The sequence below is a fragment of the Ruminococcus flavefaciens genome (genome assembly GCF_900143025.1).
Lineage (GTDB): Bacteria > Bacillota > Clostridia > Oscillospirales > Ruminococcaceae > Ruminococcus > Ruminococcus flavefaciens_I.
In genome coordinates this window covers 32,982-47,659 of sequence record NZ_FRCT01000022.1, presented here as the reverse complement: position 1 = coordinate 47,659, position 14,678 = coordinate 32,982, and the positions used below count along the sequence as shown (strand labels likewise).

The 14,678-nt window shown below is 35.3% G+C and carries 18 protein-coding genes; 5 read left to right on the top strand and 13 right to left on the bottom strand.

The features are described 5' to 3' along the window. The 10 genes from BUB28_RS15570 to BUB28_RS15525 all read right to left on the bottom strand — a co-directional run. Positions 1–256: ATP-binding protein (locus BUB28_RS15570; protein ID WP_242939985.1), on the bottom strand; the 256-nt coding region annotated here is incomplete at its 3' end. Then, entirely contained in the window at positions 253–477 is a 225-nt protein-coding gene (locus BUB28_RS15565; RefSeq protein ID WP_072952440.1) for a hypothetical protein, read from the bottom strand. The genes BUB28_RS15565 and BUB28_RS15570, both read right to left, overlap by 4 nt. A 35-nt stretch (positions 478–512) precedes the next feature. Further along, positions 513–1,142 carry a DUF1281 family ferredoxin-like fold protein gene (locus BUB28_RS15560; protein ID WP_072952439.1) on the bottom strand — a complete coding sequence of 210 codons (630 nt, stop codon included), beginning with the start codon at positions 1,140–1,142 and terminating at the stop codon, positions 513–515. Positions 1,143–1,284: 142 nt separating this feature from the next. Next, entirely contained in the window at positions 1,285–1,569 is a 285-nt protein-coding gene (locus BUB28_RS15555) for a DUF4314 domain-containing protein (protein ID WP_242940012.1), read from the bottom strand. Between the two features lie 666 nt (positions 1,570–2,235). Then, positions 2,236–3,984 carry an AlwI family type II restriction endonuclease gene (locus tag BUB28_RS15550; protein WP_072952438.1) on the bottom strand — a complete coding sequence of 583 codons (1,749 nt, stop codon included), beginning with the start codon at positions 3,982–3,984 and terminating at the stop codon, positions 2,236–2,238. Between the two features lie 13 nt (positions 3,985–3,997). Beyond that, the gene (locus BUB28_RS15545; protein ID WP_072952437.1) at positions 3,998–4,912 is read right to left on the bottom strand and encodes a DNA adenine methylase; all 915 of its coding nucleotides are present in this window, start codon (positions 4,910–4,912) and stop codon (positions 3,998–4,000) included. Between the two features lie 5 nt (positions 4,913–4,917). After that, on the bottom strand, positions 4,918–5,922 hold the full coding sequence (locus tag BUB28_RS15540) for a DNA adenine methylase (protein ID WP_072952436.1): 1,005 nt from the start codon (positions 5,920–5,922) through the stop codon (positions 4,918–4,920). 163 nt (positions 5,923–6,085) lie between these two features. Beyond that, entirely contained in the window at positions 6,086–6,376 is a 291-nt protein-coding gene (locus BUB28_RS15535; RefSeq protein ID WP_072952435.1) for a type II toxin-antitoxin system HicB family antitoxin, read from the bottom strand. An 18-nt stretch (positions 6,377–6,394) separates the two neighbouring features. Next, complete coding sequence (locus BUB28_RS15530; RefSeq protein ID WP_072952434.1) at positions 6,395–6,874, bottom strand: hypothetical protein; 480 nt, start codon at positions 6,872–6,874, stop codon at positions 6,395–6,397. Between the two features lie 26 nt (positions 6,875–6,900). After that, entirely contained in the window at positions 6,901–7,203 is a 303-nt protein-coding gene (locus BUB28_RS15525) for a TnpV protein (RefSeq protein WP_072952433.1), read from the bottom strand. A gap of 236 nt (positions 7,204–7,439) precedes the next feature. Here BUB28_RS15525 and BUB28_RS15520 point away from each other — a divergent pair, with 236 nt between their 5' ends. The 3 genes from BUB28_RS15520 (at position 7,440) to BUB28_RS15510 (ending at position 9,247) form a co-directional block, all read left to right on the top strand. Next, entirely contained in the window at positions 7,440–7,766 is a 327-nt protein-coding gene (locus BUB28_RS15520; protein WP_072952432.1) for a helix-turn-helix domain-containing protein, read from the top strand. A gap of 63 nt (positions 7,767–7,829) precedes the next feature. Further along, positions 7,830–8,354, top strand: a complete 525-nt coding sequence (locus BUB28_RS15515) for a hypothetical protein (RefSeq protein WP_072952431.1) — start codon at positions 7,830–7,832, stop codon at positions 8,352–8,354. Positions 8,355–8,356: 2 nt separating this feature from the next. Then, complete coding sequence (locus BUB28_RS15510; RefSeq protein WP_072952430.1) at positions 8,357–9,247, top strand: Kiwa anti-phage protein KwaB-like domain-containing protein; 891 nt, start codon at positions 8,357–8,359, stop codon at positions 9,245–9,247. Positions 9,248–9,311: 64 nt separating this feature from the next. On the opposite strand, the gene BUB28_RS15505 is transcribed toward BUB28_RS15510, so the two are convergent. The 3 genes from BUB28_RS15505 to BUB28_RS15490 all read right to left on the bottom strand — a co-directional run bounded on the left by BUB28_RS15505 (position 9,312) and on the right by BUB28_RS15490 (position 12,922). Further along, positions 9,312–11,177 carry a plasmid recombination protein gene (locus BUB28_RS15505; RefSeq protein ID WP_072952429.1) on the bottom strand — a complete coding sequence of 622 codons (1,866 nt, stop codon included), beginning with the start codon at positions 11,175–11,177 and terminating at the stop codon, positions 9,312–9,314. A 307-nt stretch (positions 11,178–11,484) separates the two neighbouring features. Continuing rightward, positions 11,485–11,829, bottom strand: a complete 345-nt coding sequence (locus BUB28_RS15495) for a hypothetical protein (protein WP_072952427.1) — start codon at positions 11,827–11,829, stop codon at positions 11,485–11,487. Positions 11,830–11,863: 34 nt separating this feature from the next. Next, complete coding sequence (locus BUB28_RS15490; RefSeq protein WP_072952426.1) at positions 11,864–12,922, bottom strand: hypothetical protein; 1,059 nt, start codon at positions 12,920–12,922, stop codon at positions 11,864–11,866. Between the two features lie 350 nt (positions 12,923–13,272). Between BUB28_RS15490 and BUB28_RS15485 the strand changes: the two genes are divergently transcribed. Beyond that, positions 13,273–14,256 (top strand): AAA family ATPase, encoded by a 984-nt coding sequence (locus BUB28_RS15485; protein WP_072952425.1) that lies wholly within the window; start codon positions 13,273–13,275, stop codon positions 14,254–14,256. 103 nt (positions 14,257–14,359) lie between these two features. Continuing rightward, a complete protein-coding gene (locus BUB28_RS15480) occupies positions 14,360–14,662 on the top strand; it encodes a helix-turn-helix domain-containing protein (protein WP_072952424.1) in 303 nt (100 codons plus the stop codon). Positions 14,663–14,678: the final 16 nt, after the last annotated feature.

The following is a 14,678-nucleotide window of genomic DNA, read 5'->3' as shown; positions in this document are numbered from 1 at the left end:
TTTCGCTGACATTTTCAAGCCTTGTCATATCAAACTCGTCAAGTGTTTTCATTGACGGGAATTTCGCAGCTTTTATCCTGCGTTTCTGACCTGTTACCGAGCGCTCTGCAAGTTCCTGTTTCATCAGTTCTATCAGGAACTGCTCATAACCGTCATCAGCTGAAAGATGGCGGATTACCTTATCATAGTTATTGAAAGTAGGCACTCTGAGCTGCTTTGCATATAGCTTGATCGTTTCTTTCTGTACGCTGTTCATACTGCATCACCGCCTTTCAGCAGCGAATCGTATCGTTTAAGATCTGGCAGTATTATCTTTACCGATGTTTCTATCGGCGCATTATTTACTGTTTTACCGATAACGCAGGCGTACAGCGTATCATATGAATCAGCATAAGACAGGTGCTTCAATAATTCATCGCCGGTATCAATATACAGTCTCAATACCTTGACTATCTCCTTTGGGCTATCCAGCTTCATAAGAAAACCATAGAGTTCTCTGGGAACAGTTTCCTTTATCGGTGAAGCATGCGCTCATTTGTGAATAAAGCAGGCAGATCCTCAATTTCAACAAGCTCATATTCATCGTCATATTCTATATTAACATATCCTGTTTCACTGGCATTCAGATATAAGGCATAATCCTCTTCAAGACTTACATCCATTACTTTTGCAGCGAATTCAAGGCATTCTTTTTGACTTTCGGGGAAGTATTCTTCTACACGCTCACCATCGTAATAAACGTAACGCCCACAGTTCATGCCGATATCTTCATCAGCCCATTCATGTTCCATTTTTACATCAGGATACATTTCTGACAGCTTTTGCAGTATTGGATGTGGAGCAGACCATGCCGTAAGAAATATGATCTTACCACCTTGAAAGGTGGTATTTTCGGTATATCCATAGGAATTCCATTTGGTTCCCCAATTCCCAATTCGCCAGTCATACCAGTTATTCTCGCCGTAAAGCTCCCTTTCACGTATTCCAAGCGAGCCGTTGTAAACGGTATCAGGCATAGGCAGTATTTTTTCAAAATCAACCGAACCTATGCCGTGTTCATCATTTTGTATTTCCTTCAGCATTGCTGAAATTCGGCTTTTATCGCCAGAGAAGGAAACTACATTTGTTACATGATTAGGCATTTTTCATCTCCTCGTCTATTTCCTTTATAAATTCGGCCAGCGCAGCTATAACATTGACTGTAATGATATTGACAGTAGGCAACAACTCCTTCCTTATATATGTAAAAAAGCCGTATTGATCAAACAATACGGCGTATTTAGGTTATGTCATATTCATTTGTAATTCTGGTTCTTCTTCAATATTTTGAGTTTCGGATAGTTCCTCTTTTACAACATGAAAACTGTCAACACCAGGTATGAGCCCAAGCTGTCTTCCGTTTTCAAAAGCACAGTGTATTGTACCTATATCATCGACGGCTATAACTTTACCCTTAGTTCCGGAAGATATCGGTCTTGGATCATCTGGCATATTATCAACACATATACCTGTTCCAGGAGGGTACATATCTTTATAACGTTGTATCGCCTGCCTTGATAGCTTTTCCACTTATATCATCCTTTCAGATTAAAAGATCTGTTTTATGTAATATTAAGTATTAAATGTATAAGTATTGAAAATCCGTGCAAGTTATGGTATAAGTCTTGGAAGTGCTTTGTAGAAGCTGATAATGAACGCAGAAAAAGGATTAAGCCGAAAAAAAGGCTGGACTCATAAAAGTCCAGCCTTATATAGTAAATATTAACTTGGCATAATACATAAGAAATTCGACAAAACTTCGTTAAAAATAAACAACGGATTTTGAAGTTGTTTTTATGCCGAAACGGAATCAAAATCGTCTGAAATGATGATTTCAAGGGTTCACTTCCCGTAACATCGGAGTTTTTCAGAAAATATATCTATGAAAATTGAAAAAATTTTTTGGTCCTGAGAATGCAAAAAATCCCCGAAAAATCGGGGATTTTTTGTGAAATATCTATTTTGTAAAATAGACATGGTGACCCGTACGGGAATTGAATTAAATTTTCCGAGTTTTCTAACTTGCCGTGATATGGATTTTATACCGTATCTACGGCGTTTTTTAGTTTTAATACGTTTTATTATAGTTTCCTTTATCGTAACTTTTCGGGGCGTGTAAAGGACAAACAAAGGACAAAATAGGCATACTCCTGTATTTCTGTAAAATCCAGAAACATTCCTTTTTCCTTATAAAGATTATAATTGTTGTGGTTTCATGTAGTCACGAATAATTTTGTACTCTTGAATGCTATCAAAGTTATTATTCGCTGAATACTCAACAAAATCATCAGCATTCCAAGGGTAAATCTCAACATTATTGATTGCTCGTATAAGTGCTACTTGATCAGCAACATCTTTTACTAGTTTAGGTGCAATAAACAGCGCAAACCACTTTTTATAAGGATTACCTTCATTTACGTCTTTTTCTTTACTTCCAAATATATGATTTCTAATTGAAGGAAGTTCGTGTTCAGTCTGGAACGATCTCGATGTGGCTGCAGTAGGCTCTATTATAGCATGAATATCATCTTCATATACATCTATATCCGTTCCGACGCAGTTGCCGTGTTGTCCACCGGCAGTTCCGTATGGAATTCCCTCATCATCAGCTAAGTAATTAGCAATTACCATTACCTTAGGAAGTTTCTTTTTTATAATCACAGAACACAGAAATTCAAGCCTTACGGGAACATCTATAAACCGCAATAAAGCATCTTTAGTATCGGTTCCGTTTGATATAATGCTTATTTGAGATTTTAGGTATTCCCAATCATGATTTGAAGCAAACTCAGAAATAGCTTTTTCTTTTGCGGTTAATGCAACTGCGGTATCAATTTTATCATCTTCAAATACCAATGCCTTATCAATTGAACCCATATAATCAAAATATGCTTCGTCACTCTCGAATTCAGAAATATTGTGAGTATATGAATCAATAATATGATTGATTTTGTCTATTTCTAGGTTGTTAAAGTCAATGAATCTACCAGCCCCTCTAAACGAAATCAATCTTGTCATTCTCAGTTTTCGTATTACTTCATCTCTGGTTTCACGAGTTAATTGCGTAAATTTGTAATGCTTGCTTTTCTTATCAATAAAGTCTTTTGTAGCTTCTGCGATTATATTATTTGGTGTGGATTCATCAAGAAGGTTCATAGCGTAACTGTACACTAACTCGTCAGAAACATTGTTATAACGAAATTTATTTCTAAATGCCTGTATGTATTCAGCCAATTGGACATAGTCATTACTATCCCAAGCAATAATAAACGATATATCCTGATAGAAAATTCCAGGGCGATCATACTTTTCCTTTAAATATTTGATTACTTTTAATACCAAAGAGAAGAAGTTGACCTTGATTGTATTATTTCTGAAGGGATTGTTTACTTGATATTTAGCGAAAACACTTAGATAAGCGGACTGTATATTACTTGAAGTATCTTCATCGCTATCATATCCATGAAGCATTAGATTTGCAGCAGGAGAAATTTTGATAATGTGCCCTTTTTCCATATATACAAGACCGAGTTCGTTCAAAAACTTGCATTGAGTCCATAATCGGGTTTCCCAACCACCTTCCCAATGATCTTTATGGTCAGTGACAGTGTTCTTGAGGAGATATATTATTTTATCAATCGAAACGCTTCCAGGTTCGCCTTCAACCCATTCTTTATAGTATTTTGCCACCCGCTCAGCTGCATCATCAGATTGATCATCGGCTTCAAAATAGAACTTGCCTTTATACTCTCTTTTGTAAGTTCCAAGTGTATTTTTAGTAGGTTCAAATTTCTTTTGGCGAATCAATTCAGCTTCTATCTTTATAATTAATTCGCTGGTTAATATTTTGCCCTCATACTGCTTAAATATAGAAATAAAATCAGGTATTCTATATGGGTTACGTAAAGTAGTGTCAAAAGCTATCGGTTTTCTTGCATCTGCCATAACATATATCCCCTTAATAATTTGTTACTAATACTTCATAAGAGCCTTTCTGCGTATTATCATGGAAACTAATATAATTGCTTGTAATATCGATTACATTGTATTTTTTTGCCCAGGTATCAAAAATTTCGTTATACATATTCTTGTGTCTGATGATGTTTGAAACCGCAAATCTTATATGTCTGCTATTAAGATCATCGAGAACATCAAGTAAACGACGCTCCGTTTCAGGATTCCATAGCTTGTTATACTCACTGAATGAAATAAGATAAGGCGGATCGAGGTATATGAAATCATCGGTTGTTGGCTCTATTTCCGCAATGAATTCTTCAAAATCCATGTTGAATAATTCTATATTCTTTTCAGATACATATTCAAAATACGCATTAAGAGCATTAACAACGTTTTGATTGAAGTCTACATTTCCTACGGGGAGGTTAAAATCCCCGTTGTTATTAAACCTCAGCATACGGTTAAATCCGTAGATGAGTAAAACATACAGCTTTAACAGGTCAGACTTATCATTGTTGAAATCAGCTCTGAGCTTCATATATGCTTCTTTATTATACTTAGCATAGTAAGTTTTTACAAAGTTGATCTTATATTCGTCAGGAACAGTCCTGCCTAGGAAAGATGCCGAAAGACCGTAGCCATTTATAATATCGGTCAATTTGCTCCAGAAGCCGTCAACATCGTTACTGTAATCAAATAATAGTTTATGTAGAGCTATCATATAGTTGTCTATATCATTAACAAGATAGCTTTCAGCTTCGGCGTTAAGGAAAACACTGCCACCGCCGCAGAAAGGTTCAATAAACCTGTCAATATCAGTTGGGAAATGCTCTTTAAGCTGCGGAACGAGTTTGAACTTATCTCCCACATAGAAGAAGGGCGATCTTCTGAAAGAAGTAGCTATCTGAGTTTTCATATTAATCACTTCACTTTAACAATAAAAATCAGTTCTTTATGGTCGTTAAAATCGGTTTTTCCTGCATTGAAGAAGTTATGTGATGTTTCAAATCTCTGAACTTCTCCTCTTGCAGATAAAGCAGCTTCAATATCTTCAAGTGTCATTTTATTCTTTGAAGAACTGCTCTTTGATTCATAGGTGTTGTTATACGAAACAACGATATATTTGCAATCAAGGCTGTCAATAAGCTCCTTGAATACTATTTTTGCTTTGTTGCGACAGTAATCGCTCATGTTTTCAGGATCAGGCTTTAATGCCACGCCATGAAGTTCAGGTTTTCGCCAACAGGTGATGTTTTCCAGAACATGATAAAAACGGCTGTACTGTCTTGAATTGTATGGAGGATCGATATAAACTATATCACATTTTAGTTTATGAGCAAACTCGTTAGAATCCTCTCTTGAAATAGCTATTTGTGACTTCTTTGTTTTATATGGGGTTATAAGCTCAAATGTAAATGTATCAGGAATACTATGTCCTTTTATATACGCATCGTAGTGACCTACGGTATTGGCACTTTTATCTGCTGAATATAACAGTGATGCAAGCAGTATAGAAAACTCTTTTTTAGATAATCTATTTCTATCAGCTTCGATAATCTCCCTTATATATCCGATTTTTTTTGCATCCGAATAAGAAAAGAATTTTCCGCCAAAGTTTTCGGAGATATAGTTATCATCAATGCTATCCGCAGTTAAAGCCTGAAAACGACTACAATATTCAGCTATTATCTTCTTGTCATAGGCAGCAGGCTCAAAAAATGCTTTATATATTACTTCATTTGAGTAAAGGAAATCATTAATGTAGATTTTCTTCATCTTGTCAAGCATAGTATATGAAATAATGCCTGTTCCTGCAAAAATATCACAAAATGAGCTGCCATTACAGTTCTCAGATATCAGCTCATTTATCCAAGAGGAGAGCTTATATTTACTACCTGTATATCTCCTGTTCCATATATCAAACATAATAATCCTCGTTTCATTATAAATACCCATATTATTATAACATAAAAGTTGACAAAAATCAATTAGTTTATTGGGAAAATAGCTAATACAAAGATAATGAATGCTATATTGAAGGAAAAAAGGACTGTGATTATATCACAGTCCTAATCATTTTGCCCCAACTTTAATGAAGACCAAGTTTTTTAAAGTGGCTTCTATATTCGGAAGTATCACAGTTTATAATACAGGCAATATCTTTACATTTTGCCTGTATTTCTTTCAATTTAGATACTTCAGGTATAGCTTCTCCTTTCTCTTCAATATCGTATAGCATAAGACATAATGCGTCTTTGGAATTATCTTTAGCTTCTTCAAGAGTATCGCCTTGAGTAAAACAGCCTGAAATGTCAGGGAACGATACGGAGTAGCCGCTTTTTTCAGCTTTAAAAATTGCAGGATAAGCATATTTTGCCATAATAAGTCCTCCTAAATATTATTCAAAGAACAAAGGCGTTAAATTATCTGCTATATCAGCGCATATATCCTCTTGCTCTTCTTTTGAGAAATACTGTTCTATCAATTTGTTTCCGTCAAAGGCTCCTTCAAGACTTGTGCGGTTATAAAAACTGGAATCAGGTTCAAAATCTGCAATAATGCCCCAGTTCATAATTGAAATAAAACCACCAGTTATACGATTGCCTATAAGACAATAAAAGTTGTATCCATGAGAATTTATGCAGTATTCGTGAGCTGTTACGTTGCCTAAGTCCTGCATTTTATACATATCCTTTATTCTGATAGTATAATCACTATTAAGCAACTGATCATATTTTAATACAGACCAGCCGTCATGTTTTACTGGAACGAAGCAAAAGCCTTCATCACCGCTACCACCCACATTTTCATATTCAACGCCGTGAATTATTAAATACGCTCTGCCTGCAAGTGCTAATTCAACTTCTTGTCGTTTCATATTTTACCTCTTTTCGTAACACATGGCTATTCTTCGATAATATCCTTGATAACCATTTCTCTTGCACACATACGGAAATTGTTCATGAGTCCGATCCATCTTTCTGGATCTGTATTCTTTATTTCCTCGGTCAAACCGCTTCCCTTGGCAAGTCTCACGGCAAGGTCTTCTTCCATTTCTGAGGCAATTATATCGATTTTGTGCAAGAAAGAATTCAATTCATCCTCCTTGACCATTCTGCGGTATTCCTTCGGTTTGTTGTACTTGAGGTACAGTTCTTTCATGCGACCATATTGACCGATTACAATTTTATCCTTGTTTTTCTCCATACTTGACGCTCCTTTCGGGAATGGAATGAGTCGATTCGATTTGAAGAAAGATCTTTCTATATCAATATTTTAGCACTTTAATGTGATGATGTCAAGCTTTTGTTGGAGATTTGAAAAATAATCGTTAAATTATGCTAACTTAATGTAAATTCTGAAAAATTCGTTTAACTAATATTGCATTTTTCGCTATTGTATTGTATACTATGTTTAACTAATTGTTTGAAAGGGGCAACTGAATGAAGATTGAATCTCAAATGCAGGAAAGATTGATCTCCGAGGAACTCTCATACCGATTTAAGCAATATAGGATCAATTATCCTATGACTATGGCAGAGTTGGCAGAGAAGTCTAAAGTTTCGGTTGGCACTATAGTCAGATTTGAAAATGGAAATGATATCGGACTTTTGAATTTGATTAAGCTTATGAAAGCTCTTGAGCTTGGTAGCAACATTGAGCTGCTTATCCCTGAGCCTGTTGTTATACCCTCGGCCCAAACAGATGAGCGTCCTATGCCTCGCGTGAAAAGAGTAAAAAAAGATATGCTTAAAATTCCATTTGTTTAAGGTAATGGAGAGTTAGCGTAAAGAATTAATGAAAACGAATAATATAATGAAAGGAGATCATAAATGTTGAATACTCTTTCAAAAATAATCTATAATCTTTCTATGGCAGTACCTTTGTTTTGTACATTTGCAATTACATGGTATATTAAGAAAGATGATTATATTATTCCTTTATCTATTATCGGTATAGGAGCATTGATATCTGTTTTATTCATTATTATGTTTATCTATGGAAAAAAGAATATGTCATCAATGCCGATTAGAGTTAGTGATATATCTCCAAATGATGGTTGGTTAGTTGGGTATGTTATCTCATATCTTTTACCGTTTGGCAATTTGGCTTTTGAAGATTTTAATATCATAGTATGTGCTGTAATTGCCATTATACTACTTTGCCTTCTTCCGTTTTTTAATGATAATCCACCAAATCTGCTATTATTTATAGTGGGCTATCACTTTTATCAAATTAGTGCGGAAAATGGTATTTCTGGATATTTGTTATTAAGCAAGCGAAAATTACGAAGAAAACAAGATATTAAAGTAGTCGGGCAAATGTTTGATTATTTATTGTTGGATAGGGGGAAATAAAAATGTTTGATAACTGTGTTGCTATGGTAATTAGAGCCGACAAGAATGAAGACTTTGTTTATCGCTTAGAAATGGATGCAACTACGCAACAAGAGCTGTGTATTAGCTTTTCTAATGCACATGATGAATTGCTTAATGAAAAAACTAAGGTGGTATTTGATGGTAGTTATAAACCTCTTACAGGTGAATTCCTAACAATTGAAAACTTTCAACTTCCACCTGAAATAATGGATGCTATTCGAGATCCAATTGGCGTAAAGAGCCTTCAGAAAGAGAATGGTATATTTCCAGAAATCAAAGCTGTTTTTATTGGTGAACGAATAGAATCAGATGATTCTGAAAAGTTCAATATAGCATTTCAGCGATTTCGTAAAGAACAATATATTTCACCCAAATGGTTTAATCTGTTTTTAAGTGAAAATACGTTCTCACAAGAAAAAAGATATGGAATTAGTATAGCGGATAGTATTGATTGCTTTTATACGGCAAATGAATTGCAATTTGTTTCCTTCTATTTTGCACGCCAGATATTTGATCTTAGTGGATATTATCGTTCTGCAACCGATCAAGAAGTGGCTTCATTTGTAACAAATGAGAATTTATTGATTGAAGATGCTGCATCATTTAAATCAATGGCTGATACTTGGATTAGGCGAAAAATAGCCATGATAAACGACTCAAGAGTATTAGAGAATTATTCTGCATCGCAAATAAAATCACTTGCTTCCAAAGTTGATATTAAAATTGATGTTGAAAACAGAAAAATCAAATTACCTAACGATAAAGAAAGTATAAAAGTTATTCTTGGTTTCTTAGATGAAGAAACATACAAAGGTCCTTTTTCTAAAAACACGTACTTGGCAAATTCTAAAAGAACTATTGCAAAGAAATAAATTTCTTGACAAAGCCGTTAAGGATAACGTTCTATGGAAATCAAGCTCCTTGCCAATATTAATTCTATAGCTGAAATACCCCATTAGGCAGAATATCCGCATTGCGGTGAATGTTTTCCGTGCAGACAAGCTCCTGAACGTAAGTGCCAGCCTGAACCTTTGCTGCAATGGCGATAGCACCGCCGAGAGAACGCAGCTCCTGTTCTGCTTCCTGTACAATACTCTTGGCAGCGTCGGAATCACTCTTAGCCTGTTCTGTAAATTTAAATACCTCAACATAGTTGCTCTCGGTAATATTGGGATAGGCTTCACGGTACTGTTCTGCTTGCTTTATTGAAATAAAAGAAGATTCCTTTCCTTCATACAGCACCAAAAAGGCTTCCTCAGCCCTTGCAAGCCGCTGATAACGCTTCAGAGCTTCCTCGGCAGCAGCATTCTTTTCTTTCAATTCAAGCTCTTTGAGCTCAAACTCCTTTTTCATGGACTCAATAGTCTCTCCTGCGTTTATTTTCCTGTTCAGAAGCAGCAACCTGTCGAGCTCCTCATCATTTAACCATGAAAATGGCAGCTGTTTGTGCTTCTTATGACATGGCAGCAGTCCTTTTTTGAATGTTACTGTATAGAACCGCATCGTTTTCAGTATTTTTAATGAAGGCAGGTTATCAGCCTCTGCCTTATCAATATTTTCGTTGAGTTTGACTTCAAATTTGTGGCTTTGCTGTATCCTGTTCTGTAATGCGCGTTCATTATATTCCTCTCCGAGAGATTTTAATCGAATGAACCTTTCTGCCTTCGGCGGTCTTACAGAGATATATCTTCCGAGCTTAACAGCAAAACCATCGGCTTCAAGTTTCTTATATAGTTCATCTACATCGCTGCAGCGCATGAGCAGTTTATCGATCTCATCGATGAGCTGTTCCCGAAAAGATTTTGAAGAAGGCTTGAAAATTTTCTCCCATTCTCTTATTTGTTTGACATAACATTCCTGAGCATCAAAGCCGTTTTCAGTTTCAACATAAGGAATATTAGCTGCGTCCATTTTGGATTGAATGAATGCTTGCTTGTCAGGATTGGAGTAGAAAAATGATTTGTTCGGAGAGCTTTTTTCTTTTTCAAGCGCAGCGATTTTTTTATCAGCAGATGATAGTTTAAACATTAAACTACGCATTTTTTCTTGGGAGATATCATCGGAAGAAACATAATGATTTCTTTTCAATGAAGTACGTATTGTATTTTCATCTTGTTTTATTTTGTAATCTTCTACAGAGAGATGTTTGTATTTGGCATTCATTTCTTCACGCTCATAACCGTAGGAATTTATAATTGTTTCCATAACTTTGCGTTCAGAATTTTCCCACTCAATCAAATGATTAGTCATCTTTCCGTTTGATTTATACCCTTGCTCTATCAAAGCTGCCTTCATTGAAACACCTTTGCTCAGACCGTTGGTTCTGCCTTGTGTATAAAAGGGAATGAAGTCGATATGAATGTGAGGACTTGCTTCATCCATGTGCAGGATAGCATTGAATACATGAAGATTTGGATTACGTTTTTGAAATCCTTTCATATAATCGTCGAGCATTTTCTTTGCAACTTCACCACGTTCACTTCCGCAGGGTGCGTCTTGTACGCTGCCAAACTGAACGATAGTTTCATAGTAGGTTTCTTCACGTCGTCCATTTTTTATGTGCTCATAATAATCATTAATACGTCTGCTTGGGCGTGACTTTTTTGAATTATACTCAGCAACTGCGGCATCAAAAAGTTCGTGATAAGCTGTTTCAATATCCTGAGCTTTGTATAGAATATTGTTGTCGGTCTTAGTCGGATCAACATTCTTAGCTATGAAATCTCTGTTATTATGATCGACATTGCCGCCGTGAACTGAGCTTGCTTTTCCGAGAGTAAAACTAATGCTAAATCCTTTCACTCATATCCCTCCCTGTTTCTTTTTTCAATGAAGATTGAATAATTTTTGAGCAATTCCTGTAAGGAAATACTCCTTTGGTACACATGGGTGTTGCTACCCAATATCTGTTCCGTACGCAAATAATCAGAAGATTATTTTCATACAGAACAGAGCGTTGCAATAAATGCAACTTTGGGCAAGGAATTCTTCCTTGACTTGATAAAACTGCCTGCTGTTTTTTCAGAGAAAACACATTATTTTTCTCTGAAAACTTCAGTAGGCAGTTCATTTTTTTGCTCCGCTTATTTGGGAATATCCCAAACCCTTTTTAATGATTTAAAGATTCAATTGCTCTTGCTTTTTGAGCCTCGACTATTTCTGAAAAATAATCTTTTGGTATTTCCTGTACCGCAGAAATGTATGTAGAGAACAGCTTGAGCAATATAATCATATCTGTTTCATACATCAATAATGATACCATTTCTTCATCGCTGTTGATGAATGTTCTGCCGTGATTAAGAATTTTTTGTTTCATTCTGTCTGCATACTGACCAAACTTATGATACTTGTCAGCATTAAGATAACTGTCAAGTACATACATCATACCTTCAATCTGATTCTTGGTCAGGTACAATTCTGTAAAAGGTTTGCGGTTGCTTTTTTGATTCTCCATTTTTGATCTCCTTTCACGCTGGGCTTAATAGTAATTAAGAATTATTGTTATCGTACTCTTTAAGAAGTTTCCAAATAAGATGAAGAATTGTCTCCTTTTGGTTTTTTATAAATCCATCTAAAGAATCATCATTTGGAGGTAGTCCATTTATTTTTCGTCGTTTTATTTCGTCTCGAATATCTTCCTTTACTTTTTTTTCTACCTTTTCAAATTTCAACTTCATCTTTGGATCTTTATTGACTTTCTTTAAGAAAATGCTTTTATTTGTCGAAATATAATTGTCAATAGTTGTGATTGGTTTTACATAAGGAGAATTACGTCTTATTTTTTCATTCTGATTTTTGACGATTTTAAAGTATGTTTTTTGGCATTGAGGATTGCTGCAGTACCTTATACCTTTACTGCCCAAAAATTCGTTATGACAGAATTCGCATACTCCAATAGACATCTCAGATTTATAAAGTTCGTAACTAAAATCATAATAAAAATTGATGAGTGAAGTATCCGCAACATTAAATAAGGTAGGAACATTATCGAAATATATAACAGCCCTGGAGCTATATTCATATTCACTTCTTTCTCGTATTATAAAATCAGATTCCTTTATTAGTTCGTGATTTGATATACTACTAAAATGCGAAAAAAACTCTGGATCTGTAACCGTTTCTATATTCTGAATCATTTTTTCTATTCTTATTTTGGATTTCGCTTTTTGTTTGTTCTTTAATACCGTTCGATTATATATGAAAGAACTTTCAGCAGGTAAAAGACTTCTAAACTTATTTAAATAGTATGTTGTTATAAAATTTGAACTGTTATTATAATTATCAAGTGCAATAATTTTTTGTGGGATATCAAAAGCACTATAATTAACTTCTTTGATTTGATTTAAAAGAATAGTTTTTATTTGAGAGTAATATTTATGGAAGTCTTTTGTTTCTCTAAGCAATTCATCAAAATCAATACTTACAATGTCTTTTGCGGTTAGAGAGTTCAATGTATTTTTTTCATTTATTACATTGATAAACTCTACTCGTCTTTCTTCTGATAAAATCCGATATAATAAAACTGTATTATCATAAATATGTGCCATATTGAGCTCCTTTTTGAGTGGTTTAATATGAAACCTATCAACAAAATGGTATCACATTTCCCTTTATTTGTCAAGTGATTCCAAAAAATTTTTCGTAGTTGATAGGTATGGTGTTTTTGTTGATAGGAACATATTGACATAGGTTCGCGCATATGTCACAATGTTCACATCAAAAGTTACGAGACGTTACAAGAACCTATAACTTTTGACGAGAAGATAGAATTAACGCGTTTTCTGATTCTTCATATTTTTTTCAAGGATGTGATATAGCTTTGAGTAAAGAGTTCCTGTGTGGAGAGTAATTCCACGCTGCCACATTGTGGCAAATATGAGCAAGGAGAATTATTACTATGGATAATAATGTTGAATTAGAATTGATTAATATGGCTGATGTTGAAGCTACAGAAGTTGAATGGCTTTGGTATCCGTACATACCATACGGTAAGATCACTATAATACAAGGCGATCCCGGCGAAGGAAAAACAACGCTTGTATTAAATCTTGCAGCAATGCTTTCAAAAGGGCAAGAGTTGCCTGAGAGTTATAACGCAGCTGAACCAATAAATATTATTTATCAGACAGCGGAAGACGGACTCAGTGATACTGTTAAGCCGAGATTAGTCGCTGCAAATGCCGATTACAGCAGGATAACAGTTATTGATGAAAGTAAAGTTGAGCTGTCCCTGACAGATGAAAGGTTAGAACAGGCGATACTTCGTACTCAAGCCAGATTGGTAATACTTGATCCGCTGCAGGCATATATTGGAGCGAATGTAGATATGCACAGGGCGAACGAGATCAGACCTATTATGAAGCATATTGCAGACGTTGCACGCAAATATGACTGTGCGATCGTTCTTGTGGGACACTTGAACAAGGCAATGGGAATGAAATCCTCATACAGAAGCTTAGGTTCGATAGATATCCCTGCATCTGCGAGAAGTGTACTTCTTGTCGGAAGGATAAAGGATAATCCTACAATTAGAGTTATGGCACAGGTCAAGAGCAGTCTCGCTCCTGAGGGAGAACCGATTGCCTTTGAATTAAACAAAGAAACAGGATTCCGATTTATAGGCAAATATGACATATCCGTTGATGATTTGCTTAATGGGACAAGCAGCGTTTCAAAGGTAGAACAGGCAGAAAAGCTCTTGAAGGACGAATTGTCCGAAGGTGCTGCAATACCGCAGAAGCAATTGCTATTCAAAGCACAAATAAGGGACATTTCTGAGAGAACTTTGAATGAAGCAAAGAAAAACTTAAGAGTTAAATCCGTAAAAAGGAATGATAAGTGGTATTGGCAGTTAAGCAAGGAAGAATGCAATACTGTTTGAAATAGAAAAAACTGCAATCTTGCAAGGTTGCAGAAAATCATTAAACACACAAGATTGCATACTTGGATATATACTTTATTGAAAAAGAAAGAGGGTTATCATTATGAGTAATTCAACTAAAGAGATAATTGACAATATTTTTGATGAGCTGGTTGCTCTTCAAGAAAGCATTAAGAAAGATGCAGCTGATACATCAAACGCAGATAATGTAGCAGCTCCGCAGAAAGTCGAGCTGCTTACTATCAAGGAATGCGCTGATATGATCGATGGACTGTCCGAGCATACTGTCCGCCAGATGGTAAAGCAGGGAAAGGTAAAGTCAATTCGTACAGGAGTAGGTAAAAACAGAAAAATACTTATTAATAAAGCTGACTTCATTACATATTTTAACGCAATGGGCAAATAAGCTATCTTGTTATAAG

Coding starts and splice junctions, on each gene's coding strand:
- BUB28_RS15565 (WP_072952440.1), bottom strand. CDS start 477: ATGAAGCTGGATAGCCCAAAGGAGATAGTCAAGGTATTGAGACTGTAT.
- BUB28_RS15560 (WP_072952439.1), bottom strand. CDS start 1,142: ATGCCTAATCATGTAACAAATGTAGTTTCCTTCTCTGGCGATAAAAGC.
- BUB28_RS15550 (WP_072952438.1), bottom strand. CDS start 3,984: ATGGCAGATGCAAGAAAACCGATAGCTTTTGACACTACTTTACGTAAC.
- BUB28_RS15545 (WP_072952437.1), bottom strand. CDS start 4,912: ATGAAAACTCAGATAGCTACTTCTTTCAGAAGATCGCCCTTCTTCTAT.
- BUB28_RS15540 (WP_072952436.1), bottom strand. CDS start 5,922: ATGTTTGATATATGGAACAGGAGATATACAGGTAGTAAATATAAGCTC.
- BUB28_RS15535 (WP_072952435.1), bottom strand. CDS start 6,376: ATGGCAAAATATGCTTATCCTGCAATTTTTAAAGCTGAAAAAAGCGGC.
- BUB28_RS15530 (WP_072952434.1), bottom strand. CDS start 6,874: ATGAAACGACAAGAAGTTGAATTAGCACTTGCAGGCAGAGCGTATTTA.
- BUB28_RS15525 (WP_072952433.1), bottom strand. CDS start 7,203: ATGGAGAAAAACAAGGATAAAATTGTAATCGGTCAATATGGTCGCATG.
- BUB28_RS15520 (WP_072952432.1), top strand. CDS start 7,440: ATGAAGATTGAATCTCAAATGCAGGAAAGATTGATCTCCGAGGAACTC.
- BUB28_RS15515 (WP_072952431.1), top strand. CDS start 7,830: ATGTTGAATACTCTTTCAAAAATAATCTATAATCTTTCTATGGCAGTA.
- BUB28_RS15510 (WP_072952430.1), top strand. CDS start 8,357: ATGTTTGATAACTGTGTTGCTATGGTAATTAGAGCCGACAAGAATGAA.
- BUB28_RS15495 (WP_072952427.1), bottom strand. CDS start 11,829: ATGGAGAATCAAAAAAGCAACCGCAAACCTTTTACAGAATTGTACCTG.
- BUB28_RS15490 (WP_072952426.1), bottom strand. CDS start 12,922: ATGGCACATATTTATGATAATACAGTTTTATTATATCGGATTTTATCA.
- BUB28_RS15485 (WP_072952425.1), top strand. CDS start 13,273: ATGGATAATAATGTTGAATTAGAATTGATTAATATGGCTGATGTTGAA.
- BUB28_RS15480 (WP_072952424.1), top strand. CDS start 14,360: ATGAGTAATTCAACTAAAGAGATAATTGACAATATTTTTGATGAGCTG.